Source organism: Mesorhizobium sp. LCM 4576 (assembly GCF_001854815.1).
GTDB lineage: Bacteria > Pseudomonadota > Alphaproteobacteria > Rhizobiales > Rhizobiaceae > Mesorhizobium > Mesorhizobium plurifarium.
In genome coordinates, this window is sequence record NZ_MDDT01000089.1 from 481,419 (window position 1) to 507,473 (window position 26,055).

The following is a 26,055-nucleotide window of genomic DNA, read 5'->3' on the forward strand; positions in this document are numbered from 1 at the left end:
GACAAGCGAGTCTTGCTGCCATGCAGGCCAAATCGTCGAGATTTTCAGACGTTTCGATCCGATAGCCCCGATGTCCGAGCCTTTCGTCAGATCGACCAGCCGCCGTCAATATTGTAGGCCTGCCCTGACGTGTAAGTCGCGCCGGCAAGGTAGACGGCGAGATCGGCGATCTCCTCCGGCGTGCCAAGCCGGCCCATCGGCTGGCGGGCTATGAAGGCCGCACGGGCAGCCTCATAGTCGCCCTGGGCATGCATGCGGTCCTGCAGCGACGGGCTTTCGACCGTGCCGGGGCAGATGGCGTTGCAGCGAATGCCCTTGGCGACATAATCGGCGGYGACCGCTTTGGTCAGGCCGACCACGGCCGCCTTGGTCAGGCCGTAGACGAAGCGGTTCGGCACGCCCTTCTGCGAGCTTGCCAGCGAGGCCATGTTGATGATCGAGCCGTCGCCGCGTTCCAGCATGCCCGGCAGCACGGCACGGATGGTGCGGATCATCGAACGGACGTTGAGGTTGACCGCGAAGTCGAGATCCTCGTCCTTCATCTCGAGGATCGAGCCGCCATGGACGAAGCCGGCGCAGTTGAACAGCACATCGACCCGGCCGATCTCGGCGAAGGCGGAAGCGACAGCCGCGTCGTTCAGGACGTCGAGCTTACGGGTCTTGATGCCGGCCGTCTTGCCCAGCTCCGCCAGCAGCGACTCATTGATATCGGTGGCATGAACCGTGGCGCCCGCCTTGGCGAAAGCCAGCGCGCTCGCCCGGCCGATGCCTTGCGCCGCCGCGGTGACGACGACCACCTTGCCTGCCAAATCCGCCATGTTTTTCTCCTCGCCTGCCCGGAGCGTCTCACTGTTTCACGGAAACGGCGAACCGCTCTATCTCCTTGTCCGACGCAATTCCCGGCGGAAAACCGCTCACACTTTTCCTGGAATTGCTCTCGCGCATCCGCCTCTATCGAGGGCTGACCCCAGCGTCGTGTGCCAGACAGACGGCATCGTGCGGTCAGATTCCCGGTTCACAGATGAAGATGTTTTTTCTCGTTAAAGAACACGCCGACGAGCGTCAAGCCCGAACGCGATCATCTTCGCGGCTGCTTTAATGCATATCGCCAGCCCGGATGCAACAGCTTGTATGACAACAGGACAATAGGTCACGCTGCCTGGCTCAACCGGACGCGACACGCCTCGAGGCATCAGTCGCCGTAAGGCACCCAGACGTTCTTGACCTCGATGGCACGGCGCAGGAAGGCCTCGCCGGCCGCCTCGTTCGAGGCCCAGTCGAGCGTGCGGCCATTGCCGGTCCAGACGCGTTTGAGATTGCCAGTGGAGTCGGCCTCCGCCTTCGCGCAGGTGTCGRCATCGGCGAACACCCAGAGCCCATCGACATCGTCATGCTTGGCCAGCACGCCGCAAAGCTCGGCGCTGCGACCGGTGACGATGTTGATGGCGCCGGCCGGAATGTCGGAATACTCGATCACCTGGTAGAGGTCGGTGGCAAGAAGCGGATGCCGCTCGGACGGAACGGCGACCACGGTGTTGCCCATGGCGAGCGCCGGCGCCAGCAGCGAGATCAAGCCGAGCAGCGGCTGGTTGTCCGGCGCGACGATGCCGACGACACCGACAGGCTCATGCAGCGCAAGCGTCACGACACGGGCCGGCGGCTGATGGACGCGGCCCTCGAACTTGTCGGCGAGGCCGGCATAGAGGAACAGCCGCTCGATCGACTGCTCGACCTCCTCGCGCGCGGCCTTGGCGGTGACGCCGGTGAGCTGGACGAGGCGCGCGGCGAACTCATCGGCGCGGCCCGAAAGGTTCTCGGCGAAATAATAGAGCACCTGGCTGCGGTTATAGGCGGTCGCATCCGGCCAGGCCTTGCAGGCGCGGGCAGCGGCGACGGCGTCGCGGATGTCCTTGCGGTTGCCGAGGCCGACTTCGCCGGCCAGCTTGCCCTTGGCGGTGGCGACGGCCAGAGAATAGTTGCCGTCCGGCCGCGCCTGCTTGCCGCCGATGAACAGCTTTGCCGTGCGGTCGACGGCCGTGCCGTCGGCCTGCTCGACCGGCTGCGCCGAGCCGGCCGCGGCCGGTTTGATAGCGGGGCCGACGGGGAGCTTGGCGGCGAGATATTCGAACATGCCTTCGCGACCGCCTTCACGGCCAAAGCCGCTCTCGCGATAACCGCCGAAGCCGCAGGCGGCGTCGAACATGTTGGTGCCGTTGACCCAGACGACGCCGGCTTTCAGCTGCGGCGCGACATGCAGCGCAAGGTTGACGTTCTCGCTCCACACGGAAGCGGCTAGGCCGTAGCGCGTGTTGTTGGCGAGCTCGATCGCTTCCTCGGTGTTGCGGAAGCTCATCGTCGCCAGCACCGGGCCAAAGACTTCTTCCTGCGCCAAGATATTAGCCGGCGAAACAGCGGTCGCGAGCGTCGGCAAGTGGTAGTAACCTGTCGCCGGCAAGGCGGCGTCCGGCTGCCAGCAGACGGCGCCCTGCTTCGCGCCCTCGGCGATCAGGCCCTTGACACGATCGAGCTGGGTGCGGTCGACCAACGGGCCGATATCGGTGTTCTTGTCGAGCGGGCTGCCGACGCGCAGCCGGCTCATCCTGACCTTGACCTTGGCGATGAAGGCTTCCGCGATGCCTTCCTGCACCAGGAGCCGCGAGCCGGCGCAGCAGACCTGGCCCTGGTTGAACCAGATGCCGTCGACCAACCCTTCGACGGCGCTGTCGAGATCAGCGTCCTCGAAGACGATGAAGGCCGACTTGCCGCCGAGCTCCAGCGACAGTTTTTTGCCCGACCCGGCGGTGGCCTTGCGGATGATCTTGCCGACTTCCGACGAGCCRGTGAAGGCGATCTTCTGGACGCCGGGATGATTGACGATCGCAGCACCCGCCTCCGGTCCGCCCTGGACGATGTTGACGACACCCTTCGGCACGCCGGCACGCTCGCAGATCTCGGCGAACAGGATGGCGGTAAGCGGCGTGAACTCGGCCGGCTTCAGCACCACCGTGCAGCCGGCGGCAAGCGCCGGCGCGATCTTCCAGGCCAGCATCAGCAGCGGGAAATTCCACGGGATGACCTGGCCGACGACACCGACCGGCTTGTGGTCGGGGAAATCCCTGTCGAGCGTCTGCGCCCAGCCGGCGTGGTGGATGAAGTGGCGGATCGCCAGCGGCACATCGATGTCGCGGCTCTCGCGGATCGGCTTGCCGTTGTCGATCGATTCCAGCACCGCRAACAGGCGCTGATGGCGCTGCATGGCGCGGCCGATGGCGTAGAGCACTTTGGCTCTGGCATAGCCCGAGCTGGCGCTCCATTTCGGCAGCGCCTTAGCGGCGGCCGCGACCGCAGTATCGATATCGGCAGYGCCTGCATCCGAGACCTTGGCCAGCAGCTTGCCGGAGGACGGTTCGGAGGTGTCGAAGGTCTTGCCGCTGGCCGCCGCTTTCCAGGCGCCGTCGATGAACAKGGCCTTGGAGAAATCGCGCGAGGCCAGCCAGGCGTCGGCCTCGTTGCGGGCTTCCGGGGCCGGACCGTATTCCATGGCGTGATAGCGTTCGAGGATGTTCATGGGGCGCCTCCTTTACCCTCCCCCTTGTGGGGAGGGTCGATCGGCGAAGCCGATCGGGGTGGGGGAAAGTGGCTGATGGACTTGTTCATAGGGACAGGCTGTTTTGTTCTTTCGACCCCCACCCCGCCGCTGCGCGGCGACCCCCCCACAAGGGGGGGGTGGGTGCTCAAGCCATCGCGTGGCGATGGTTGGCCGAATAGTGGCCGGTCAAATGATGCTCGAGCTGGCGTTCGATGTCGGTGAGCAGGCTCGACGCGCCGAAGCGGAACAGGTCCGGCTCCAGCCAGGGCCGGCCGAGCTCCTCCTTCATCAGCACCAGCCAGTCGAGCGCGACCTTGGCTGTCGAAATGCCGCCGGCCGGCTTGAAGCCGATCAGATGGCCGGTCTCCTCGAAATAGGCGCGGATGGCGCGGACCATGGCAAGGCCGACGGGAAGCGTGGCGTTGACGCTTTCCTTGCCGGTCGAGGTTTTTATGAAATCGGCGCCGGCCATCATCGCCACCATCGAGGCCAGCATGACATTGCGCAGCGTGGAAAGGTCGCCGGTGCCGAGGATGACCTTGAGATGCGCATCGCCRCAGGCCGCGCGCATGGCGACGATCTCGTTGAACAGCTCGCGCCATTTTGCGCCGTAGACCAGGCCGCGCGGAATGACGACATCGATCTCGTCGGCGCCGTCCTTGWCCGAGGCCTCGATCTCCTGCAGGCGGGTCGACAGCGGCGTCAAGCCATGCGGGAATGCGGTGGAGACCGCCGCGACGTGGATGCCGGTGCCGCGCAGGGCATCGACCGCGGTGGCGACGAAGGGATGGTAGACGCAGACCGCCGCCGGACGGATGGTTTCGCCCGATATGCCGAGACCCTCGACGATATCGCGGCGCAGCGGATTGATCGCCTTGGCGCAGAGCCGGCGCACGCGCTCGTCGGTGTCGTTGGAATTCAGTGTGGTGAGGTCCATGCAGGCGATGGCGCGCAGGAGCCAGGCGGCCTGGTTGTCGGCCTTGATCGAGCGCCGCTTGGTGAGCGTGGCGACGCGACGCTCCAGCGCCGAGCGGTTGACGCTGCGCACCGATTCCAGAAAGCCGAGATCGAGCTTCATGCCGGAATTGCGGGCAATGCCGTGTTCCAGCGGCAGCGGCGTGTTGGCGGCGGCGCGCGCCGGCAGCGGCATCACCTTGGACGCGCCTGCGCCTGCACCAGCCTCGCGGATCGTGCTGCTCATCTCCTGCCCTTTCGTTTGCCTTCATGCGTGTCGTTGGGCGACGAGCATGAAGATAGCCCGTGAAGCGACGCTTCACGAGTCTTTCAAAGCGTCATAACGGAAAAAGCCAGCTCAGGCAGCAGATTTTTGACCGCATGGTCAAAACATCATGCTGAGTAGACTCTCCCAGCGTTGGAGATTGGCCGAAACGCCCATCGCTTCGTCATACTCGGGCTTGACCCGAGTATCCATGCCGTGACCTCTGCGGCAGAATGCAACGGTGCAGAATTCTATAACCGCTGCAACGCTTTAACGTAACGGCATGGATTCTAGGGTCTGCGCGCGTCGCTCCGCTCCTTGCTCCGCCCTAGAATGACGAAGCTCGAATGTCGTCGCTAATCTTGACGCCTGCAACAGACCAGCGGGCTGCGATACCTTCAGCCGACGAAGGCGCGCTCGACCACGAAGCTTGCCGGATGGCTCAAAGAACCTTCCTGGAAGCCGAGGCTTTCGGCAAGCTCCTTGACGTCCTTCAGCATATGCATCGAGCCGCAGATCATAATGCGGTCGGTCTCGGGATTGAGCTTGTCGATGCCGAGGTCGGAATAGAATTTTCCGGAGCCGATCAGCGCGGTGATGCGGCCCATGCGCGCCGACTCTTCCCGCGTTGTCGAATTGTAGAGCGTGACACGGCCGCCGGTCAGCTCGCCGATCAGCGGGTCGCTCTCGAGCCCCGCCACCAGTTCCTGGCCGTACGTAAGCTCGGCATTGTCGCGGCAGGTGTGGGTGAGGATGACCTCGTCGAACTTCTCGTAGGTGTCGGGGTCACGCAGCAGGCTGGCGAAGGGCGCGATGCCGGTGCCGGTCGAGATCATGATCACGCGCTTGGCGGGCGTCAGCGCGTCGAGCACCAGCGTGCCGGTCGCCTTCTGCCGCATGATGACGGTGTCGCCGACTTGGATCTTCTGCAGCTCGGAGGTCAGCGGGCCGTCCGGCACCTTGATCGAAAAGAATTCGAGCTCATCATCCCAGGCGGGGCTGGCGACCGAATAGGCGCGGAAGATCGGCTTCTCGGCATTGGGCAGACCGATCATGACGAACTCGCCGGAGCGGAAGCGAAGCGACTGCGGGCGGGTGATGYGGAAGGAGAACAGCCGGTCGGTGTAATGCTTCACCGACACCACGGTCTCGGCATAGACATTGGCTGGGATCGGGAACTGCAGCGGCCTTGCACCGGCGGTGTTCAACGCGGATGTCGTGTTCATCAAACCCAACTTTCCGGCCCAGACAAACGCACTGGGCGCCAAACTTTCTCCTGCGCGTCCGAACGGTCAGGTTCCGACGTGCCCGCTGCATATTGCCAAGCGGTAAGCTCTTGTGTCCGAAACTTATTAGTATACAAATGATCTCGAGGTCAAGATGGYGACGTAAAATGCCTTTCCAAACCAAGGCATATCCGTAGTCCTGCTGTTTCGGGTTTCGGCAATGAATGAGAAATTTTCGGCGTCCGCGGGAAGCGTCGTAGCAGGCATCGATGTCGGCGGCACCTTCACCGACCTGCTCTTGATCGACGGCAAGGCGGGCGGGAAAGTCCATATCGCCAAAACGCCGACCACGGTGGAAAACCAGGCCTTCGGCGTCGTCGCGGCGCTCGGCGCCACCGGCTTCCCGATCGACGGCATCGACCTCATCGTGCACGGCACGACGACCACGACCAACGCCGTGCTGGAACGCCGGCTGGCGCGGACCGGCATGATCACCACGCGCGGCTTTCGCGACGTGATCGAGCTTGGCCGGCGCACAAGGCCGCAAGCCTACGGCATGACGGGCACTTTCGTCCCCGTCATTCCCCGCGACCTTCGGCTCGAAGTGTCGGAGCGGGTCGAGGCGTCGGGCACTGTCCGCATTCAACTCGACGAGGACGAGATGCGCGACGCGGTGAAGCGGCTGCTCGCCGCCGGCTGCGAGTCGCTTGTCATCCATTTCCTGCATTCCTACGCCAACCCGTCGCACGAGCGGCGCGCGGCCGAGATCGCGGCGGAGCTTTGGCCGAATAGCCACATCACCACCGGACACGCGTTGCTTTCGGAAGCGCGCGAGTTCGAGCGCGGCGTGACGGCGGCGGTCAACGCATCGGTCCAGCCGATCCTCGAGCGCTATGTCGAACGGCTGCGCAAGGAGTTGGCGGCAAAGGGCTACGCCCGCGACTTCCTGATCATGAACGGCAATGGCGGCATGATCTCGGCCCGCTTCGTCACGCTGGAATCGGCCAAGACGGTGATGTCCGGCCCGGCGTCGGGCGTGATCGCCGCCGCCTATACGGGAAAGCGCGCCGGCTTCGGCAACCTCGTGACCTACGACATGGGCGGCACCTCGACCGACGTGGCGCTGATCCGCAATGCCGAACCCGCCGTCTCGAACGAGATCGAGATCGAATATGCGATGCCGATCCATGTGCCGATGGTGGCGGTGCACACGGTCGGCGCCGGCGGCGGCTCCATCGCGCGCGTCGATGCGGCCGGGCTGATCCAGATCGGCCCCGAGAGCGCCGGCGCCAATCCCGGCCCGATCTGCTACGGGCGCGGCGGCACCGAGCCGACCATCACCGACGCCAATCTGGTGCTCGGCCGCCTTGCGCCGAAGAAGCTGCTCTCGGTTGACAATCCCGTCACCGTCGAGCGTGTCACCTCGATCTTCGAGGACAAGATCGGCAAGCGCACCGGCCTGTCCGGGGTCGAGGCCGCGGGCGCCGTGCTTCGGCTCGGCAACATGAAGATGGCGGGCGCCATCCGCATGGTGTCGGTGTCGCGCGGCCACGACCCGCGCGATTTCGCGCTGTTCGCCTTTGGCGGCGCCGGACCGCTGCATGCGACGGCGCTCGCCCGTGAGCTCGGCCTGCCGAGGGTGCTGGTGCCGGCGCGCCCGGGCATCACAAACGCGCTCGGTTGCGTCGTCGCGGACCTTCGCCATGACTTCGTCAACACGATCAACCAGCCCGTGGCGAGCCTCGACGAAGCTGCGCTTCGCGATGTATTGGAACGGCACCGAAACGAAGGCGAGACGCTGATCGCCAAGGAAGCGGTGAAGCCGGACGCGATCCGCGTGACGCACTCGGCCGACATGCAGTTCGTCGGCCAGACACACATCATCAACGTGCCGCTGCCTTCCTCGTCGGTTTCACGAGAAACACTTCAGCTTCTGTTCGAAAAGGCCTATTTCGCCCGCTTCAAGGTCGAGCTGCCGGAAATCCGCGCCAACCTCGTCAACCTAAACACCTCGGTCACCGGCGTGCGGCCGCAGATCGATCTGTCGCGGCTGATCGACCCGGCAGGGCGCGCGGCGACGCTCGAAGAGGCGCGGCGCGAGATCCGGCCGGTCTGGTATAGCGGCGCCTGGCACGACACGCCGGTCTATGCCCGCGAAAAGCTGCCGCTCGACGCAACAATCGAAGGCCCCGCGATCCTGGAGCAGATGGACGCCACCACGGTGCTCGAACCCGGAGACCGCGCCCGCTCGGACGCGGACGGCAACATCATCATCGACATCGGCGAGGCCTAAGATGGCAAACCTCGACACGATCACGCTTTCGGTGCTGCAGGCGGCCCTGCAGCAGGTCTGCGACGAGATGGATTTGACGTTTTCCCGCGCGGCCTTCTCGCCGGTCATCGCCGAAGCCAACGACCGCTCGGACGRCATCTATTCGRYCGTCGACGGCTCGCTGATCGCGCAAGGCAGCCAGGGCCTGCCGGTGTTTGTCGGCGTCATGCAGTATTCGACCAGGACGGTGATCGAGATGATCGCCGACGGCCGATGCCTGCCGCCGGAGCCCGGCGACATCTACATCGTCAAYGATCCCTATCTCGGCGGCACGCATCTGATGGATGTGCGCTTCGTCATGCCGGTCTATCGGGGCGGAAAAATCTTTTGCTGGCTTTCCAACACCGGCCATTGGCCGGACATCGGCGGCTCGGTGCCGGGAGGCTTCTCTGCTTCGGCCACCGCTGTCGAGCAGGAAGGCCTGCGGCTGCCGCCGGTGAAACTGTTCAAGAAGGGCGTGCTCGATCCGGAGATCTACGCCATCATCTGCTCGAACATCCGGGTCGCCGACCAGCGCATCGGCGATATCCGCGCGCAGGCCGCCGCGCTGCTGATCGGCCAGGACAGGCTCAATGAAATCCTGGATCGTTACGGCGACGAAACCGTCGTCGAGGCGATCGCTGAGCTGCGCCGCCGCGCCGCCGAGCAGATGYGCGCCTCGATCGCCGCCATACCCGACGGCGTCTACCGCTCGCAGGCCTTCGTCGATTCCGACGGGGTGGTGAACGAGCCGCTGACCATCAATCTCGCCGTCGAGAAGAAGGGCGACACGCTGACTTTCGATTTCGCCGGCTCGTCGAAGCCATGCGCCGGGCCGATGAACAGCGTGCTGGCGACGACCTTGTCGTCGGTCTATCTCGCCATGCGCCATATCTTYCCGGAAGTACCGATCAGCGCCGGCGCTTTCGAACCGCTGCACGTCAAGCGGCCGGAAGGCACGTTCCTCGACGCAAAATATCCCCGGCCCGTGTCGGGCTGCGCGGCGGAGGTTTCGCAACGCATCGCCGAGGCGGTGTTCGCGGCGATGGTGCAGGCGCTGCCGGAAAAGGTGACGGCCGCGCCCGCCGRCTCCAGCGGCAATTTCGCGCTCGGCGGCAACGATCCGGCGCGCGGCCGCGACTATGTGATGTACCAGATCTCCGGCGGCGGCTATGGCGGCAATGYCGGTCATGACGGTCTGAGCAATGGCTGCTCGACCATCGGCATCTCGAAGTCGCCGCCGGTCGAGATCATGGAGCAGGCTTTTCCGGTGCTCTACCGGCATTACGCCCTGCGCGAGGGGTCCGGCGGCGCGGGAAAACATCGCGGTGGCTTCGGGCTTGCCTATGAGGTCGAGATATTGCGGGGTGAAGCCCGCGCGTCCTTCGTCATGGATCACGGCCGTTTCGGTCCGCAGGGTGCGTTGGGCGGCCGGGACGGCGCGCCGAACAGCGTGACCGTGTTCCGCGGTGGCGAAGCCCATGTGCCGCCGCATCTTTCCAAGGAGCAGGACATCGCGCTCAAGGCCGGCGACCGCGTGCGGGTCGGCACCCCAGGCGGAGGCGGCTATGGCGATCCGCGCGAGCGCGATCCGAAGCAGGTCGCCGAGGACATCAGGCTCGGCTACTATACGGCCGAGCAGGCCAGGGAGATGTTCGGGGTGGACATGTAGGCGGATAGGCCGCGACCCAAGCCAAAGCCCCAGGTCGAGTTCCCGCCAACCCCCCTCTGCCCTGCCGGGCATCTCCCCCGCAAGGGGGGAGATCGGATGTCGCCGCCGCTTTCGCCAATCGCCAACGATGGAAGAGATGCGCCGGCGCTGGAACTGCCAATCTCCCCCCTTGCGGGGGAGATGGCCGGCAGGCCAGAGGGGGGTGCTGTCCCGCCAGCGTCTAACGATATCACCCTGTCGAAAGCGGCTTCTACGCCAGCTTCGCCAGCAGTCGCAAAAACGTCGCGGCCTCCTTGGCCGTCAGCGGCGCCAGCGTCTCCTCGGTGATGGCGCGCGCCAGCGGGATCAGCCACTCGATCRCCTGGCGGCCCTCCGGCGTCAGGTTGACCAGCAGCCGCCTTTTGTCGACCTCATGCTTGGAGACCTCGACCAGCCCGCGCGCCTTCAGCCGGTCGATGACGCCCTTCACGGTGGCGGCGTCCATGGCGATCAGCGTTCCCAACTGGTTCTGCGAGGTCTCGCCGATATCGTAGAGCTTGGCCAGAGCGGCGAATTGCGGCGGCGTCAGGTCGCCGATATGCGAGGCGAAGATCGAGACATGGCGCTGATGCGCCCTGCGCAGGATGAAGCCGACCTGGTCCTGCAGGTGATAGTTGCTCTCGTCGCYGTCTTCGGCCTCGACCAGCCGCAGCAAATTGTCCTCGCCGCTCATCTGAGGCCATCCCATGCCTTGATGTCTTGGGCCGTCAGGACCGCGATCTTGCGGATCGAAAACTCAGGCATCGGCAAATTCCTCCTGTGCATCCTTGTTGGGCGCGGCGAGCGTCACCGAGCCACTGATGCGGGCCTCGCCCGCCAAAAACAGCGCCGAGGCGGCGATCAGGCCGCGCCGGCGAAAATCTTCGGCGACGGCAAGGCCGTTGTCCAGCGCCCGCGCCACCTCGCCGGGCGTGAGCGCGCCGACGCCCTGCGTCACCAGCCGCTCGCCGAGATCGCTGTCAGGCGCGAGGTCGCGCGCAGCGGCGCGGGCGATGGCAGCATGTCCAGGCAGGTCGACAGCGTTGGCAATCAGCGTCGCCGCGGCGTCGGCCTCCGCGCCGGTTCGCGCAAGCACGGTGACGGCGTCGGCAATGCCCAGCGAAAACGACCGGCCGCGCCAGCCGCTGGTGGCGACGCCGCGCACGCCATCTTCAGAACGGATGGCGACGCGATCGGCCATGTCATTGCCGGTGCCGGCGATCGCTACCGTCATCGACTGGCCGACGCCAAGATGGAGAGCGCAGTCGCCGCCATTGTTGACGTAGGCGCGGTCGAGCCGGCGGCCGGCGAGCATGGCGCCAAGAATTTCGTCGGCTACCGAACCGGCAACGGCGGYCATCGGTGTGATGAAGCATTCCGCCAACGGCATGACGGCGGCTTCCATGCGGCGGGCCGTCGGGCCGGCGAAGTCGCGCGGCGCCAGGAAGAAGGCCGRCAAGCGCAACTCGGGCAGCTCCTCGACCACCTCGATCAGGATCGTCTGAAAGCGGGCGACAGCCTGTTCGTAAGCGGCGCGGCACTCCTCCGGCCCGCCGAAGGCCTCGACAATCAGATCGATCGGCCCATGATTGAGATGAAGCCGCCGGCCGTCGGCTAGCCAATGCGCCTGCGGGCCGTTCATCAGCCGGCACCGTTCGCCGCCGCGCGCCGCAGTTGCGCCAGCGGCGGCCAGGGATTGCCGGCGGGCGCGCCGGTGTTGCTGCGCGGATTGAGATATTCGCCGCCCTTGGCGAGGATGTCCTCGACGCTGCGTATCTCGTTCTCATAGCCGCCGAGCCGGACATAGTCGTCGCGGCGCATGGTGAATTCGATCGGTGCCACCAAGGCGGGCGTCGGCACATAGCCGAAGGCGCCTTCCGGCACGCGGGTGACGTCGACCATCAGCGTGATGCCGCCGCCCGGCCAGACATAGACCGGCGCGCCGCCGACGGTCACATAGGTCCTCAGGCCTTGTACCGAGCGGGTGAGGTTGACCGGGTTTTCGGTGACGCCGGCGCGCAGCGAGCCGCCGGCGCCGCCGACGAAGAGAACCGTGCACAAAGCCGGCTCGCAATTGTCCTCGATCAGGCCGACGGATTTTTGCAGCCGATCCGGGAACGGCTTTTCGACCGGCTTCAACTGGTCGTCCAGCTCGTAATAGGCGAACTGCTCGCCGGTGGTCGACACCATCAGCAGCGACAGGCCGGGGCGCGCGCCCTTCTTGGCGTTCCAGTCGCCGAGGATCGACAGCGGGTCGGAAATCGTCGTGCCGCCCCAGCCGAGGCCGGGCTCCGACACCTTGAAGTAGCGGCCGGGCGTCGAACGCCGGCCGACGATCTTTATCCCGGTATCCTCCCAGCCCAGCACCTTGCCGGCCTGATGCTCGGAGACGACGCCGGTGATGTGGTCATCGACAACCACCACCTCGTCGACCAGCCCGCGCCACTGCGTGGCGAACATGCCGATGGTTGCCGAGCCACAGCCGACGCGCATACGGTGCTCGACCTTGCCGTCGATGACCGGCGCCTTGCCTGCCTCGACGATGACCGTCGCGCCGCCATCGATGGTGAGCTCGACCGGCTTCCTGTTGCAGAGATTGAGCAGCGCGTCGCAGGTGGCACGGCCTTCCTGCTTCGAGCCGCCGGTGAGGTGATGGACGCCGCCGAGCGACAGCATCTGCGAGCCATATTCGCCGGTCGTGACATGGCCGATCGCCTCGCCTTCAGAACGCACCGTCGCCGTCTCGTCGCCGATGTGGCGGTCGGTGTCGATCTTCACCTTGACGCCGCAGTACGAAAAAATGCCTTCGGTGACGACGGTGACGAGATCGACACCCTCGACTTCCTGGCTGACGATGAAGGGCGCGGGCTTGTAATCCGGATAGGTGGTGCCGGCGCCGATTGCCGTGACGAAACGCCTTCCGGTGTTGACCAGCTCGCCGTTCCAGGCTTCGCCCTCGGCGACGAAAGGCACGACCGCGCCGCCGGTCTCGGCCGCGTGGTCGAGAATGGTCAGCGGGTCCATGCGCACGATGCGGCCGCCGACATTRCCGTAGCGGTCGCAGGCGCCGGTGCGGCCGTCGGCGATGTAGCACATGACCGGACAGGCATCGCAGCGGATCTTTTCCGCCACCTGCTTCTCGCCGGGATCGTGGGTTTCGAAACGTTCGGCAAGCTCGCTCATCGGCGCGCCTCCTTCTCGCGGATCGCCGCCAGGATGCGGCTCGGCGTCGCCGGCACCTTGGTGACCAGGACGCCCGTGGCATGGCGGATGGCGTTGAGGATCGCAGGCGCTGTCGGGATCAGCACATGCTCGCCCAGGCCCTTGGCGCCGAAAGGTCCTTCCGGATCCGGAACCTCGACCAATATGTGCTCGACCGGCGGCACGTCGCCGATGGTCGGGATGAGATAGTCGTGCAAATTCTCAGTGCGGCCGGGGATATATTCCTCCATCAGCGCCATGCCGATGCCTTGCGCGATGCCGCCCTCGATCTGGCCCTCGACCAGAACCGGGTTGATCGCCTTGCCGACGTCATGCGCGGCGGTGATCTTGATCAGCTTGACGGTGCCTAGCTTGAGGTCGACCTCGAGCTCGGCGATCTGCGCCCCATAGCCGTAGACCGCGTAGGGCTTGCCCTGGCCCTTGGCGTCGAGCGGCAGCGTCGGCGGGTCGTAGGTTTCCTCGGCGACGAACACCAAGCCGCCGTCATCGGCCTTGAGCGCAGCCAGATCGATGCGCCGCGCCGCGTCGCCTTCACGGATCGACAGGCTCGATCCTTCGAGCGCGATCGTCGCCTGCTCCGAGACATTGGCGAAACGCAGGATCTTCTCGCGCAACGCGCGGCCTGCCTTCTCCGCCGCCTTGCCTGTCACAAAAGTCTGACGCGAGGCGGATGTCTTGCCGGCGTCGGGCGTGATGGCGGTGTCGGCGCTCTTCAGCTTGAACCTGTCCAGCGGCAGGCCGAGTGCGTCGGCGCAGATCTGGGTAATGACCGTGTTGGAGCCCTGGCCGATATCGACCGCGCCCTGATGCAGGATGACCTCGCCGGAGGCCGAGATGCCGACCTTGATGGTGGAAGGATTGGGGAGCGAAGTGTTGCCGCAGCCATACCAGCAGGAGGCGACGCCCACGCCGCGCTTGCTCGCGGCATGGGTCGCGTTGAACGCCTCGGCGTCCGCCAGCGCGCGYGCCCAATGCGGCTGAAGCTGCTCCAGGCATTCGCCGATGCCGACGCCCGATTCCAGGCGCTGGCCGGTCACCGTCTCACAGCCGTCGCGCAGGCAGTTCTTCAGCCGGAAATCGAGYCGATCGATGCCGAGCTTGCCGGCGAGCTCGTCATAGAGCGTTTCCTGCATGATGGTGGACTGCGGCACGCCGAAGCCGCGGAAGGCGCCTGCGATCGGGCCATTGGTGTGGATGGCGTAGCCGGTCGCCCGGCAGTTCGGCGTGAGATAAGGACCGGAGGCATRCACCGGCACGCGGTTCGCGACCGTCGGCCCCCAGCTGGCATAGGCGCCGGTGTTGAAATCGCCCTCGAAGACCATGCCGGTGATGCGGCCTTCGGCATCGGCGCCGATGGTCGCCTTCATCTCGGCGGGATGGCGCTTGGTGGTCGACATCATCGATTCGTTGCGGGTGTAGGCAAGTGCCGCYGGCCGTCCGGTCTTCATCGCCACGAGGCCAATAAGCGGCTGCAGCGAGACATCGAGCTTCGAGCCGAAGCCGCCGCCGGTGGYGGTCGGCACGATGCGCACCTTGTCGACGGCAAGGCCCAGCACCTTTGCCGTCTCGTCACGGTCCATATAAGGCGCCTGGGTGCAGGCGACGACGACCAGCGTGTCGCCATCCATATAAGCGTAGCCGGCTTCCGGCTCGATATAGGCGTGCTCGACGAACGAGGTCTCGATGGCGCCGGAGACTGTGGCGGCCGCGCCTGCAAGCGCTGCTTCCGGGTCACCGCGCTCAACCAGGCCGGAGGTGAGCAGGTTCGCCGGACGGTGGCCGTGGATCAGCGCGGCGCCTTCGGCCTTCGCCTCGCCGGTCTGCAGCATATGCGGCAGCTCGGTCCAGGTGATCGGAAAATCCGTCAGGTCGAGATCGAGGATCGCTTCGCGCTCGCCCGCCACCAGCGCCACCGCCTCGCCGCGCAGACGGACGAAGCCTTCCGCGAGGGCCGGCTGATCGGCAAACGGTCCGATCGCGCCAAAGCAGTTGTGGCCCGGAATGTCCCTGGCGGTGAAGACGCCGGTTATGCCAGCGTGAGCTTTCGTCCACGCATCGAGATCGCCGAAGCTGAAGCCGGCATGATAATGCGGCGAGCGGACGACAAGTATGGCCAGCGCGTCGGCCGGGAAGGAATCGCCACCGAATTTCTCGTCGCCGGTGACTTTCGGCACGCCGTCGAGGCGGATCGGCGAGGCGCCGACCGCGTTGCCGGCTTCCGGCAGGCGAAGGTCGACGCCGTTCGTATGCCGCGAGGCCTGCATCACCGCCGCGACGATTTTCCTGTAGCCGGTGCAGCGGCAGAGCACGCCGCCCAGCGCGTCCTGCGTCTCGGCCTCGCTCGGCGTGGGATTGCGTTCCAGGAGCGCGGTGGCCGCGACCAGCAGGCCGGGCGTGCAGATGCCGCATTGCGCGGCGCCATGTTCGAGGAAGGACGCCTGCAAGGCCGAAAGCCGGCCATTGGCGAGGCCTTCGACGGTCGTGACGGAAGCGCCAGACACCGAGGCCGCCGGCATCAGGCAGGCGCAGACCGGATTGCCATCGACCAGCACCGTGCAGGCGCCGCAATCACCGGCATCGCAGCCGACCTTGGTGCCGGTCAGCCGCAACTCGTCACGCAGAACCTGGGACAGGCGCCGCACCGGCGGCACCGACACGCTGACGGCAGCGCCATTGACCTCAAAGGCGATGTCGGCGCGCTGCATGCCCGATTGGGCCATGCCGGATTGGGCCATGCTCATGCCGCCACCTTGCCTTGCTTGAGGCCGACCGCATCGCGCACGGCGCGGACGACGATCTCGCGCGCCGCGTCCTGCCGGTACTCGGCGCTGCCGCGTACGTCGGCGATCGGCGACAATTCATCGAACGGCGCCGACAGCACGGCATCGGCGAGCGCGGACGTGACCGGCTGGCCGCGCAAGGCCGCCTCGACGCCGGCGAGACGGCGGGCGACCGCCGAGCAGGAGCCGACGGCGATCGCGGCATCGCCGACGACGCCGTTCTCGACCACGAGGCGCGCCGCCGCCATGGCGATCGAGATGACGAGATAGCGCCGTGCGCCGAGCTTGACGAAAGCCGAGGCGCCGGCTGCGGAACGCTTCGGCACGCGAATGGCGGTGACCATCTCGCCCGGCTGCAGCGCCGTGCGGCGATTGCCAAGTATGAACGCGCCAAGCGGCAGATGGCGGATGGCTTTCAGCGAGCGCAATTCGATATCGGCGTCGATCGTCAGCAGCGCCGGCACGCCGTCGGCCGCGGGCGAGGCGTTGCAGAGATTGCCGGCAACGGAGGCGACATTCTGGATCTRCACCGAGCCAACTTCGCGCGCGGCCGATTTCAACGCCTCGAACGCGGCCGGGAGCGGCTGGCGCACGATGTCGGTCCAGGTCGTGCGGGCGCCGATCCGCCAATGCTCGTCGGTCTCGGCGATGCCGCGCAGTTCAGCGAGACCATTGATGTCGAGGATGTTGTCGCGGAAAGGTTTCGCGCCCTGCGCCGGATAGAAATCCGTGCCGCCGGCCAGAATGCGCCAGCGGTCCTCGCCGAGCAGAGCGAGCGCTTCGTCGACCGTGGTGGGTTTCGCGTAACGGATCACGCTTTGCCTTCCAGAACCTTCCCAGAAACGGACCATTCCCACTTGGCCCTCCCAAAGCACCTGGCTTCGAGCTTTCCGCCGGTTTCACACCGGTCAAATTCATTCGTATGCAAATGATATCAGGCCGGTCGGAATTGTCAAAGCCGGAGTTGGGCCGGAGTTGGCGCCGCGAAGACCTGAACGCGATTGTTATGGCGCCGGAGGTTGACGCCGCCGGCCATCTGGTCAAGGTTCCCTCTCCGGTCGCGTCAGCGGCTTTTGACTGCAGCCCCGATGCTGAACCAGAGGGCCGAACGAGAGGAAGCCGCATGGCCGAAGAAGCGCTCATCGTCATCGACCTGCAGAACGATTTTTGCCCGGGCGGCGCGCTGGCGGTCGCCGGCGGCGACGAGATCGTGCCTTTGGTCAACGACCTGATCCGGCGCAGCGAGCATGTGATCCTGACGCAGGACTGGCATCCGGCCGGACATTCGAGCTTCGCCTCCAGCCATCCCGGCAAGCAGGCCTTCGAAACCATTGAGATGCCTTACGGGCCGCAGACGCTGTGGCCGGATCATTGCATCCAGGGGAGTCTCGGCTCCGATTTCCATTCCGGGCTCGCCTGGACGAAGGCGGAGCTGGTGATCCGCAAAGGATTTCGTACCGCGATCGATTCCTATTCGGCCTTTTTCGAGAACGACCACACAACGCCGACCGGCCTTGGCGGCTATCTCAAGGAACGCGGCATCGACACAATCACGCTGGTCGGGCTGGCCACCGACTTCTGCGTCGCCTTCTCGGCGCTCGATGCGGTTAAGCAGGGGTTCAAGACGACGGTGCGGCTCGATGCCTGCCGCGGCATCGACCTCAACGGCTCGGTCGAGGCGATGCTGAAGCGCATGCGCGAGGCCGGCGTGAGGCTCGAAGATCATTCGGCGGATTGACCGGACTGTGGGGAAGGTCCCCCTCACCCGGATTGCGGGCTCCCCCTTCTCCCCTTGTCGGAGAAGGTGTCGCCGAAGGCGACGGATGAGGGGCGCTCCAGGGMAAGCCAGCGTCTCACTCCGCTGGARCACCCCTCATCCGTCTCGGCGCTAYGCGCCGATCCACCTTCTCCCACAAGGGGAGAAGGGGAAGGCGCGCGGCGGCCGAATGAAGAGTTWCTTCTCATTCGCTTCGCTTGCCGTATTGCTACTACTCCCAGCCCAGGCTCTTGCGGCCGAGATCCACGAACTGCCGGGCGCCGCCATGTCGCTCTGGTGGGGATTGCCCTTTGCCGGCCTGCTCTTGTCGATCGCGACTGGGCCGCTGCTGTTTCATCATGTGTGGGAGCATCACTACGGCAAGATCGCCGCCGCCTGGGCGGCGCTGGTCGCGGTTCCTCTGGCGGTCGCCTTCGGCATTCCGACGGCAGGCGAGGCCGTGCTGCACACGCTGCTGACCGAATACATGTCGTTCATCATCCTGTTGTTCGCGCTCTACACCATCTCGGGCGRCATCCTGCTTGCCGGCAACRTCCATGGCACGCCGCTCGTCAATGCCGGGTTGCTGCTGATCGGGKCGCTGCTTGCCTCGGTCATCGGCACGACCGGCGCCTCGATGATCCTGATCCGGCCGATGCTGCGCGCCAACGACAACCGGCCGTTCAACGCGCATGTGGTGATCTTCTTCATCTTCCTGGTGTCCAACATCGGCGGTTCGTTGACCCCGCTCGGCGACCCGCCCTTGTTCGTCGGCTTCCTGCGCGGCGTCGACTTCTTCTGGACCACCGCTAACCTGTGGCGCGAGACGCTGTTCACCGGCGGACTGGTGCTCATCGTCTTCCTGGCGCTCGATATCGTGCTGCACCGGCGCGAGGGCGGCATGCCGAAGATCAAGGACCCGACGCCTGATACAAAGGTGCGCCTGCGCGGGCTCGCCAACCTGCCGCTGCTCGCCGGCGTGATCGGCGCGATCCTACTTTCGGCGGGCTGGAAGCCGGGCGTCAGCATCCCGATTTTCGGCGTCGGCCTGGAGCTGCAGAACCTGGTGCGCGACGCCGTCATCCTGGCGCTGGCGTTTCTCTCGCTTCGCGTCTCCTACAAGAGCCACCGCGAGGCCAACGGCTTCACCTGGGGGCCGATCGCCGAGGTGGCGAAATTGTTTGCCGGCATTTTCATCTGCATCGTGCCGGTCATCGCCATCCTGCGGGCCGGCCATGACGGCGCGCTGGCGCCGCTGGTGGCGCTTGTCACCTCCGCCGACGGCCAGCCCAACGATCTCGCCTATTTCTGGCTGACCGGGGCGCTGTCTTCCTTCCTCGACAACGCGCCGACCTATCTGGTGTTCTTCGAGCTTGCCGGCGGTGATGCCCAGCACCTGATGACTGAGGCAGCCTCGACGCTGGCCGCGATCTCGGCGGGCGCCGTGTTCATGGGCGCCAACACCTATATCGGCAACGCGCCGAACTTCATGGTCTTCGCCATCGCCAGGCATCGCGGCTTCAAGATGCCGGGCTTCTTCGGCTATATGGCGTGGTCGGGTGCGGTGCTGATCCCGACGTTTCTGATCGCAGGGTTTTTGTTTTTCAACTGAGGCGGCGCGGAGCCTTACCTCCCCCTTGTGGGGAGGTCGGACCGCAGGTCCGGGTGGGGGTCGGCGCTGCCCCCTCCCCGCTGCTTCGCAGCGACCCTCCCCACAAAGGGGGAGGGTAATCCTCAGCCAACACCCACATATCTCCGCACCGCCGACGGATCCGCCCGCAACGCCTCGACATCGACCGTTTCGCGGTTGCGGCCGTTCTCGATGAAGCAAACCCGATCCGCCACCGATAGCACCGCATCGACACGCTGCTCGACAAGGATGGTGGAGACGCCTAGCTCGCGCAGCTTGGCCACCGTCTCGCGGATCTTCGCGATCATCGACGGCATCAGCCCCTCGGTCGGCTCGTCGAGCAAGAGCACTTGYGGTTCGAGGCAGAGCGCGCGGGCCATCGCCAGCATCTGCTGCTCGCCGCCGGACAGCGTGCCGGAACGCTGCTTCAGCCGCTCCCTGAGCAAAGGAAAAAGGTCGAGGACGTTTTCACGCGCCTGCTTGCCCTTGCCCCGCGCCATCAAGCCGATCTCGATGTTTTCCGCCACACTCATCTCGGCGAACAGACGCCGGCCCTGCGGCACATAGGCGACGCCTGCCTTCGGCACGTCATGCGCGGCAAGCCCGGTCAGTTCCCTGCCGTCCAGCTTGATCGAGCCGGCCGATGCCGGCACCAGCCCCACGATCGCCTTCAGCGTGGTCGTCTTGCCGGCGCCGTTGCGGCCGAAGAGGCAAAGCACTTCGCCCTTGTTCAAGACGAGGTCGAGGCCGTACAGCACCTGCACCTCGCCATAGAAGCAGTCGAGGCCGGAGATGGTGAGCAGTCCGCCATCGGTTCCAACCGGCTCAGCCATGAGTCGCTCCGAGATAGGCGTCCTGCACTTCGGCATCGGCGCGGATCTCACCCGGCGTGCCTTCGGCGAGGATCTTTCCCGAATTGAAGACGGTGATGCGGTTCGCAAGCTRCATGACCACCGGCATGTTGYGCTCGATCAAAAGCACGGTGGCGTCCTTGGCGATCTCGCGCACCAAAGTGATGAAATTGTCGATCTCGCCGTCAGCCAGGCCTTGCGTCGGCTCGTCGAGGATGAGCAAACGCGGCTTCAGCGCCAGGCCCATCGCCACTTCCAGCAGGCGCTGATGGCCATAGGAAAGGTGTGCGGCCAAAGTGCCGGCGMGGTCGGCAAGGCCGGTGCGCTCCAGCGCCGCCATGACGCCGCTTCTCACCTGCCCCTTGGAGCGGCCGTCGGTCAGCGTGCGCTGCACCGGCAGCGCGACATTGTCGAAGGCGGTAWGGTTGGCGAAGACGCTGGTGATCTGGAACGTATAGGCGACGCCAAGGCGAACCCGTTTATAAGCCGGCATCGCGGTGATGTCGGCGCCGTCGAAGACGATCATGCCGGAGGACGGCCGGATACGGCCCGAGAGCAGGCTGACGAAGGTGGTCTTGCCGGCCCCATTGGGGCCGATGATGGCGCGTATCTCGCCGGGCATGAGCGCGAAGTCGACGCCGTCGACGGCGCGCAGGCCGCCGAAATTACGCGACAGGCCCTTGGTGGTGAGCAGCGGCGTCATGGCAGCCATCCCAGCCAGCGCTCGCGGATGCTGCCCATAATGCCTTTCGGGGCGAACAGGACGAGCAGGATCAGCGCCACGCCGACGATCAGGAGATAGGCGGAGGTGAAGCCGCTGGTGATGTCGGTGACATAGTACATGAACAGCGTGCCGACCAGCGGACCGAGCGTGGTCGCGGCACCCCCGAGCAGCACCCAGAGCAAGGGCAGGATGGAATATTGCACGGACGCGAAGCTCGAGCCGACATAGCCGAACAGCAGCGCATAGGCGGCGCCCGACGCCGCGCAAATGGTGCCGGAAGCAACGACGGCGGCAAGCTTGTTGGCGACCGTGTCGTAGCCCAGCATCTTGGTCCGTTCCTCGTTCTCGCGGATGGCGACCAGGACACGACCGAAGCGGGAGCGGACGAGGGCCAAAGTGATGAGGAGCACGACCGCGAACAACGCCAGCGCGCTCATGTAGCGCACGGTCGGATCGGTCAGGTCGAAGGAGGCGCCGCCGATCGCGACAACCCGCGATGCCTGCTGGATGACCAAGCCCTGGTCGCCGCCGGTCCAGGCGGCGAAGTAAAGAATCAGCAGATAGAAGACCTGGGCGAACATCATGGTGACGATCATGAAGGCGACACCCGAAGTGCGCAGCGCGAGCAGGCCGATGACCAAGGCGAGCAGCGCGCCACAGGCGACACCGGCGACAAAAGCTTCCGGGACGCCCCAGCCGAGGTGGTAGACGGTTAGGCCCGCGCCATAGAGGCCGGCGGAGAAGAACATGGCGTGGCCGAGGCTGAGCAGGCCGACATAGCCGAAGAGCAGATTGTAGCCCATCGCGAAGACGGCCAGCGCCATGATGCGGGCGAAGAGGCCCTGGTGGTAATCCGGCAGGACGAAGTTYAGCGCGAAGAGAAGCGCGATGACGCCGATATGCAAGGCATAGGTCGTTGCCGGCGAAGCATYCCTCRTCTGGACGTCGTCCCGAACAACCCTTGCGGCCGGAACACCAGCACCATGGCGACCACCAGCGTGGCGATGATCTTGGCCAAAGTCGGCGAGAAGAACATCGAGACGATGCCGTCGGAAAGGCCGATCAGGACGGCGGCGACCACGGTGCCGCGCAACGAGCCGAGACCGCCGATGATGACGACGATGAAGGAGAGCAGCAGCGGGTCCTGYCCCATCAGGTAATGCGCCTGGCTGATCGGCACGATCAGCACGGCGGCGATCGCCGCCAGCATGGCGCCGACGGCGAAGACGCCGGCATAGACGCGCTCGACCGGGATGCCGAAAGCCTGCGCCGTCTCGCGGTCATACTGCGTGGCGCGCATGATCAGGCCGATCTTCGTGCGGGTCAGCACGAGCCAGGTGATGACGAGCAGAATGGCGGAGGCCGCGACCACCGACAGCTTGTAGCCGGAATAGCCGAACCACGGCAAAAGGATGCGGTAGCTGAAAGGCGGCTCCACGGGGCGGGCCTCGGGGYCGTAGAAGGTCAGCGCCAGCTGCTGGATGATGTAGAGCATGCCGATGGTGGCGACGATGGTGCCTTCCGGATTGTAGTTCAGCCGGCGCAGCACCAGGCGCTCGGCGACGAGCGCGACCAGCCCGACGAGCAAGGGCGCGATCACAAGCGCCGCCACGAAGCCGATGGCYGGATGGCCGGAAATCGCCGTCGAGACCGCCCAAGCGAGCACCGCGCCCAGCATGAAGAACTCGCCATGCGCGACATTGACGACGCGCATGACGCCGAACACCAGCGACAGGCCGAGCGCCGTCAGCGCCAGCACGGCGGAGGTGACGAGGCCTTCGAGAGCGGCGAGGAGGAGATGGGGTCCGAAATGCATTACACGCGAACGGATGCGCGAGGCACCCCCCTCTGCCCTGCCGGGCCCGGCCCTCCGCTATCGCTCCGGGCGTTCGTCGCTCGGAAAGCCAAGCAATTGGCTTTCCGTCCGCTGCGCGGACCGCTCCTCACCCCCCGCAAGGGGGGAGATTGGCTGTCCCTACCGCTTTCGCCAATCGCAAAGGCCGATAGATGGCCGCCTTCGCACAAGCTGCTGATCTCCCCCCTTGAGGGGGAGATGTCCGGCAGGACAGAGAGGGGGGCCTGGGCGCTCACGCTGGTTGGAATGAACCTACAGCGCCTGCGTCGTGTAGTCCCCTTCCGGCTCGTAGAGGCCGTCCTCGATCTTGGTCTTGTGGACAACCTTGAGTTTGCCGCCTTCGACCTTGGAGATGTTCTGGATGCCGAAGCACTGGTGGATCTTGCCGTTGAAGGTCTTCGGGCCCTGCGGATGCTCTGGACCTTCGGCGAATTCCTTCAGCGCCTCGGTGGCCTCGACCAGCTTGGCGCGGTCCTCGGGTCCCTTGTAGCCGGCATCCTCCATCGCCTTCTTGACGACATAGAGCGTCTCCCAGCAGCCGAACATGTGGGCGGCAGTGGAGACGTCCTTGGGGTCGCCGACGGCGGCGCCATTGTCGTCGATGYCGACGGCGGCGCGATAGGCTTTTTGCGCGGCCGAATCGTCGGCCTGCGCGTAGCGCGGCGAGCCTTCCCAGAAATGGCTGCCGTCGAGGAATTCGAGGCCGGGGCTGTTGATGTCGACGGCTTCGAGTGAGTCAATGAAGCCGAAGAGCTGCGGCCCTTGCGAACCGTAGAACTCGCCGAGCTCCTTGACGAAGGTGAGCACCGCAGGGCCAACCATGACGTGGTAGATCACCTCGGTCTCGGCTGGGATCTGCGGGAAGTATTTCGTGAAGGACGACTCCGTCGGCGGGATGGCGATCTGCGCGATCACGTCGCCACCCTGCGCCTTCAGCGCCGGCGGCAGGTAGTCGCGATGGTCGTAGCCGAAGGCGAAGTCGGGGAAGATCTGGGTCACCTTCTTGCCGGCGTTGGCGGCAATCCACGGCGCCATCGACTGGATCTGGCTCTTCACGTCGGTGATGCCGGGCTGGAAGACGTAGCGGTTGAGCTTGGTGGAGGCGACGTGATGGCCTTCGCTGACCACGAAATAGGGGATCTTGTTCTCGCCGGCCGCCGGCGCCGAGCCGATCACGACATGCGAAAACAGCGTGCCGAAGACGATGTCGGTCTTGTGCTGCTTGGCGAATTTGTTGACCACCTCGGCGCCGCGCGCCGGATCGGTGCCGTCATCCTCGATCACCAGCTCGACCTTGCGGCCGCCGATGCCGCCGGCGTCGTTGATCGTCTTGACGGCGGCGGCGCTGGTCTTCTCGTACCAGCGGCCATAGGCGGCGCCGATGCCGGTGCGGTGYGACTGGAAACCTATTTTGATGGGCGCCGARCTCTGCGCCTGGCTGTAGCGGACGAAGCCGGGGGCCAGCGCGAGGCCGGCGCCTGCGGCCATGCCCTTCAGCGCCGTGCGGCGCGACAGCGTCGTCTTGGAAAGGTCGAAAAATCCGTTCTTGTCAGCCATGTCCGTTCCCCTGTTTTTTCAGTTTTGACCAGCGATAAGGCGGCTCGATCCTCCTCGCGCGGAGGATGCGAAAATTGCATGTGTACAAACTAAATCACCAAAGCCGTGAGCTGGCAAGCGAGCTTCCCCAACGGTATTCAGCGGCGCCCTTCTCTCATCCCGCCGTCGGCGTGGCAAGCAACCAAAGGCCGAATATCGTATAGGCGATCATCAGGAGTGTCAGCGGAAGCTGGCTGAGCGCCGCGCGGGAGGCTTGCGGATGCAGCCGCCAGGCGAGCCCGTGCGCGATCAGGACCGCCAGCACATGGCCGGCGATGATGACACCCGCCTGCAGGTTCCACAGCCACCAGGCCGACTGAGCGCCGGCGACGATGCCGGCCTCGACCATCCTGTTGGCGGTGCCGAACAGGTTCCAGCCGAGCGCGAAGGGATCGGAGAGCGCGACCAGCGCATACTGGCCGTCGACCAGAAGCACGGCGAGGTAATGCGCGATGTGGTAGGCGAGCGCGATCGGCACGATCGACCAGACCAGCAGGCCGGCGGCTTTTCCGAACGGCTGCGCATCGCCGGYGAGCCGCTGTCCAAGAAAGACGGCCAACGCGAACACCGCCGCGAGCAGGACAAAGGTGAGCACGAGGCCGAAGCTGCCGATGCCGATCAGGGCGGTGCGGCCGGGATACTCCAGCGGGTTGACGCCGAACAGGCCGAGCCAGAGGAAGGTTTTCGACAGGCCGTCGAAGGACACCGACGACAGCGCCAGCAGAAGAAAGGCCGTGCCGCTCATCGGCAGCGGCTCGGCGGCCAGCAGCTTGGCGCCGGGCCAGCAGAGCGAGAGGCGGCCTTCGCGGCGCTCGAACGGCGCGAAACGGGCGACCATGGCGAAGAAGATGGTCAAGAATTCGCCACGCTTGCTCCAGGCGTCGTAGCCGAAGATGAGCATCGCGACAAAGCTCGCCAGCCAGTAGAGGCCGGCGGCAAAGGCCAGGCGGGCCGGATCGTCGGGCGCCGGATCGATCAGCTCGAACCAGGCGAAGGCGAAGAACAGCATGAAGGCCGGCCAGAAGCCGAGCCATGACGGCAGGCGTGACGGCTTTGCGACGTCCGCGCGAAGGCCGAGGATGCGAGAGGCGAAGCGCCAAGGCCCATACCACGGGTTGAGCCATGACCAGAGATCGCCGAAGACGCCTTGCAGCAGGGTGAAGCCGGCCCAGAGCAGCGTCCAGATGACAAGGGGGAGCGGGTTGGAGAGCGGGTCGCGGCTGCCGAAAAGGCCAGCGGCGATCAGAAGTGYGAAGCCGGCAAAGGAAACCAGGCTGACGATGGTGCGCGGGCGATCGCCGAGGGTGAAGAGCGACAGGCGCCGGCGCCAGAAACTGTCGAGCGCGGCGGGCGGCAGCAACGCCAGGACGAGAAAGCTGACCGCCACGGCAAAAGCGCCGCCGGCGATGTAGTAGCCCGTCGGGAGAAGGAGCACATGGCCGCGATCGGAGGCRTGGGCGAAGGCGGGGTTGGGAAGGAAGGCGAAGGTGGATGCAAGAAACGCCAGTCTCCAGGGTTGGCGCTCTACGGCGCCCCCCTCTGTCCTGCCGGACATCTCCCCCACAAGGGGGGAGATCGGCTGATGGGGCGCCGGCTCTTTCCTTCC

General features: G+C 65.7%; 18 protein-coding genes and 1 pseudogene. 4 read left to right on the forward strand and 15 right to left on the reverse strand.

The annotated features are described in order from the left end of the window. Nucleotides 1-86: 86 nt before the first annotated feature. From LCM4576_RS33920 to LCM4576_RS33935, 4 genes are all read right to left on the reverse strand, one after another. Nucleotides 87-818: an SDR family oxidoreductase gene (locus LCM4576_RS33920; protein WP_071036604.1), complete on the reverse strand. Its 732-nt coding sequence runs from the start codon at nt 816-818 to the stop codon at nt 87-89. Nucleotides 819-1,192: 374 nt separating this feature from the next. Continuing rightward, nucleotides 1,193-3,568, reverse strand: coding sequence for an aldehyde dehydrogenase family protein (locus LCM4576_RS33925; protein ID WP_071036605.1), 2,376 nt, complete (start codon nt 3,566-3,568; stop codon nt 1,193-1,195). Nucleotides 3,569-3,734: 166 nt separating this feature from the next. After that, nucleotides 3,735-4,790, reverse strand: a complete 1,056-nt coding sequence (deoC, locus tag LCM4576_RS33930; protein ID WP_071036606.1) for a deoxyribose-phosphate aldolase — start codon at nt 4,788-4,790, stop codon at nt 3,735-3,737. A 416-nt stretch (nt 4,791-5,206) separates the two neighbouring features. After that, complete coding sequence (locus LCM4576_RS33935) at nt 5,207-6,034, reverse strand: ferredoxin--NADP reductase (RefSeq protein ID WP_071036607.1); 828 nt, start codon at nt 6,032-6,034, stop codon at nt 5,207-5,209. 220 nt (nt 6,035-6,254) lie between these two features. Between LCM4576_RS33935 and LCM4576_RS33940 the strand changes: the two genes are divergently transcribed. Continuing rightward, on the forward strand, nt 6,255-8,327 hold the full coding sequence (locus LCM4576_RS33940; RefSeq protein WP_071036608.1) for a hydantoinase/oxoprolinase family protein: 2,073 nt from the start codon (nt 6,255-6,257) through the stop codon (nt 8,325-8,327). Nucleotide 8,328: 1 nt separating this feature from the next. Then, the gene (locus LCM4576_RS33945; RefSeq protein ID WP_071036609.1) at nt 8,329-10,017 is read left to right on the forward strand and encodes a hydantoinase B/oxoprolinase family protein; all 1,689 of its coding nucleotides are present in this window, start codon (nt 8,329-8,331) and stop codon (nt 10,015-10,017) included. 250 nt (nt 10,018-10,267) lie between these two features. On the opposite strand, the gene LCM4576_RS33950 is transcribed toward LCM4576_RS33945, so the two are convergent. The 5 genes from LCM4576_RS33950 to LCM4576_RS33970 form a co-directional block, all read right to left on the reverse strand. Then, a complete protein-coding gene (locus LCM4576_RS33950) occupies nt 10,268-10,729 on the reverse strand; it encodes a MarR family winged helix-turn-helix transcriptional regulator (protein ID WP_071036610.1) in 462 nt (153 codons plus the stop codon). A 63-nt stretch (nt 10,730-10,792) separates the two neighbouring features. Then, nucleotides 10,793-11,677 carry a UPF0280 family protein gene (locus LCM4576_RS33955; RefSeq protein WP_071036611.1) on the reverse strand — a complete coding sequence of 295 codons (885 nt, stop codon included), beginning with the start codon at nt 11,675-11,677 and terminating at the stop codon, nt 10,793-10,795. After that, nucleotides 11,677-13,218: a hypothetical protein gene (locus LCM4576_RS33960; RefSeq protein WP_041003849.1), complete on the reverse strand. Its 1,542-nt coding sequence runs from the start codon at nt 13,216-13,218 to the stop codon at nt 11,677-11,679. Before LCM4576_RS33960 ends, LCM4576_RS33955 begins: the two co-directional genes overlap by 1 nt. Beyond that, entirely contained in the window at nt 13,215-15,998 is a 2,784-nt protein-coding gene (locus LCM4576_RS33965; RefSeq protein WP_071036612.1) for a molybdopterin-dependent oxidoreductase, read from the reverse strand. The genes LCM4576_RS33960 and LCM4576_RS33965 overlap by 4 nt, the downstream gene beginning before the upstream one ends. Beyond that, nucleotides 15,995-16,852, reverse strand: a complete 858-nt coding sequence (locus LCM4576_RS33970; RefSeq protein ID WP_071036821.1) for a xanthine dehydrogenase family protein subunit M — start codon at nt 16,850-16,852, stop codon at nt 15,995-15,997. Before LCM4576_RS33970 ends, LCM4576_RS33965 begins: the two co-directional genes overlap by 4 nt. A 308-nt stretch (nt 16,853-17,160) precedes the next feature. On the opposite strand from LCM4576_RS33970, the gene pncA reads away from it, so the two are divergent. Further along, a complete protein-coding gene (pncA, locus tag LCM4576_RS33975; RefSeq protein ID WP_071036613.1) occupies nt 17,161-17,775 on the forward strand; it encodes a bifunctional nicotinamidase/pyrazinamidase in 615 nt (204 codons plus the stop codon). A 208-nt stretch (nt 17,776-17,983) separates the two neighbouring features. After that, nucleotides 17,984-19,405 (forward strand): sodium:proton antiporter, encoded by a 1,422-nt coding sequence (locus LCM4576_RS33980; protein WP_071036614.1) that lies wholly within the window; start codon nt 17,984-17,986, stop codon nt 19,403-19,405. 122 nt (nt 19,406-19,527) lie between these two features. Here LCM4576_RS33980 and LCM4576_RS33985 read toward each other — a convergent pair whose 3' ends face one another. The 6 genes and pseudogenes from LCM4576_RS33985 to LCM4576_RS34010 all read right to left on the reverse strand — a co-directional run bounded on the left by LCM4576_RS33985 (nt 19,528) and on the right by LCM4576_RS34010 (nt 26,004). Beyond that, the gene (locus LCM4576_RS33985; protein ID WP_071036615.1) at nt 19,528-20,256 is read right to left on the reverse strand and encodes an ABC transporter ATP-binding protein; all 729 of its coding nucleotides are present in this window, start codon (nt 20,254-20,256) and stop codon (nt 19,528-19,530) included. Further along, entirely contained in the window at nt 20,249-20,977 is a 729-nt protein-coding gene (locus tag LCM4576_RS33990; protein WP_071036822.1) for an ABC transporter ATP-binding protein, read from the reverse strand. The genes LCM4576_RS33985 and LCM4576_RS33990 overlap by 8 nt, the downstream gene beginning before the upstream one ends. Further along, the gene (locus LCM4576_RS33995; protein ID WP_071036616.1) at nt 20,974-21,903 is read right to left on the reverse strand and encodes a branched-chain amino acid ABC transporter permease; all 930 of its coding nucleotides are present in this window, start codon (nt 21,901-21,903) and stop codon (nt 20,974-20,976) included. Before LCM4576_RS33995 ends, LCM4576_RS33990 begins: the two co-directional genes overlap by 4 nt. 32 nt (nt 21,904-21,935) lie before the next feature. Further along, nucleotides 21,936-22,814 (reverse strand): annotated as a pseudogene (locus tag LCM4576_RS34000) (branched-chain amino acid ABC transporter permease); the annotation flags it as partial. A gap of 291 nt (nt 22,815-23,105) precedes the next feature. Further along, entirely contained in the window at nt 23,106-24,410 is a 1,305-nt protein-coding gene (locus tag LCM4576_RS34005; protein ID WP_071036617.1) for an ABC transporter substrate-binding protein, read from the reverse strand. 154 nt (nt 24,411-24,564) lie between these two features. Beyond that, on the reverse strand, nt 24,565-26,004 hold the full coding sequence (locus LCM4576_RS34010; protein WP_071036618.1) for a hypothetical protein: 1,440 nt from the start codon (nt 26,002-26,004) through the stop codon (nt 24,565-24,567). Nucleotides 26,005-26,055: the final 51 nt, after the last annotated feature.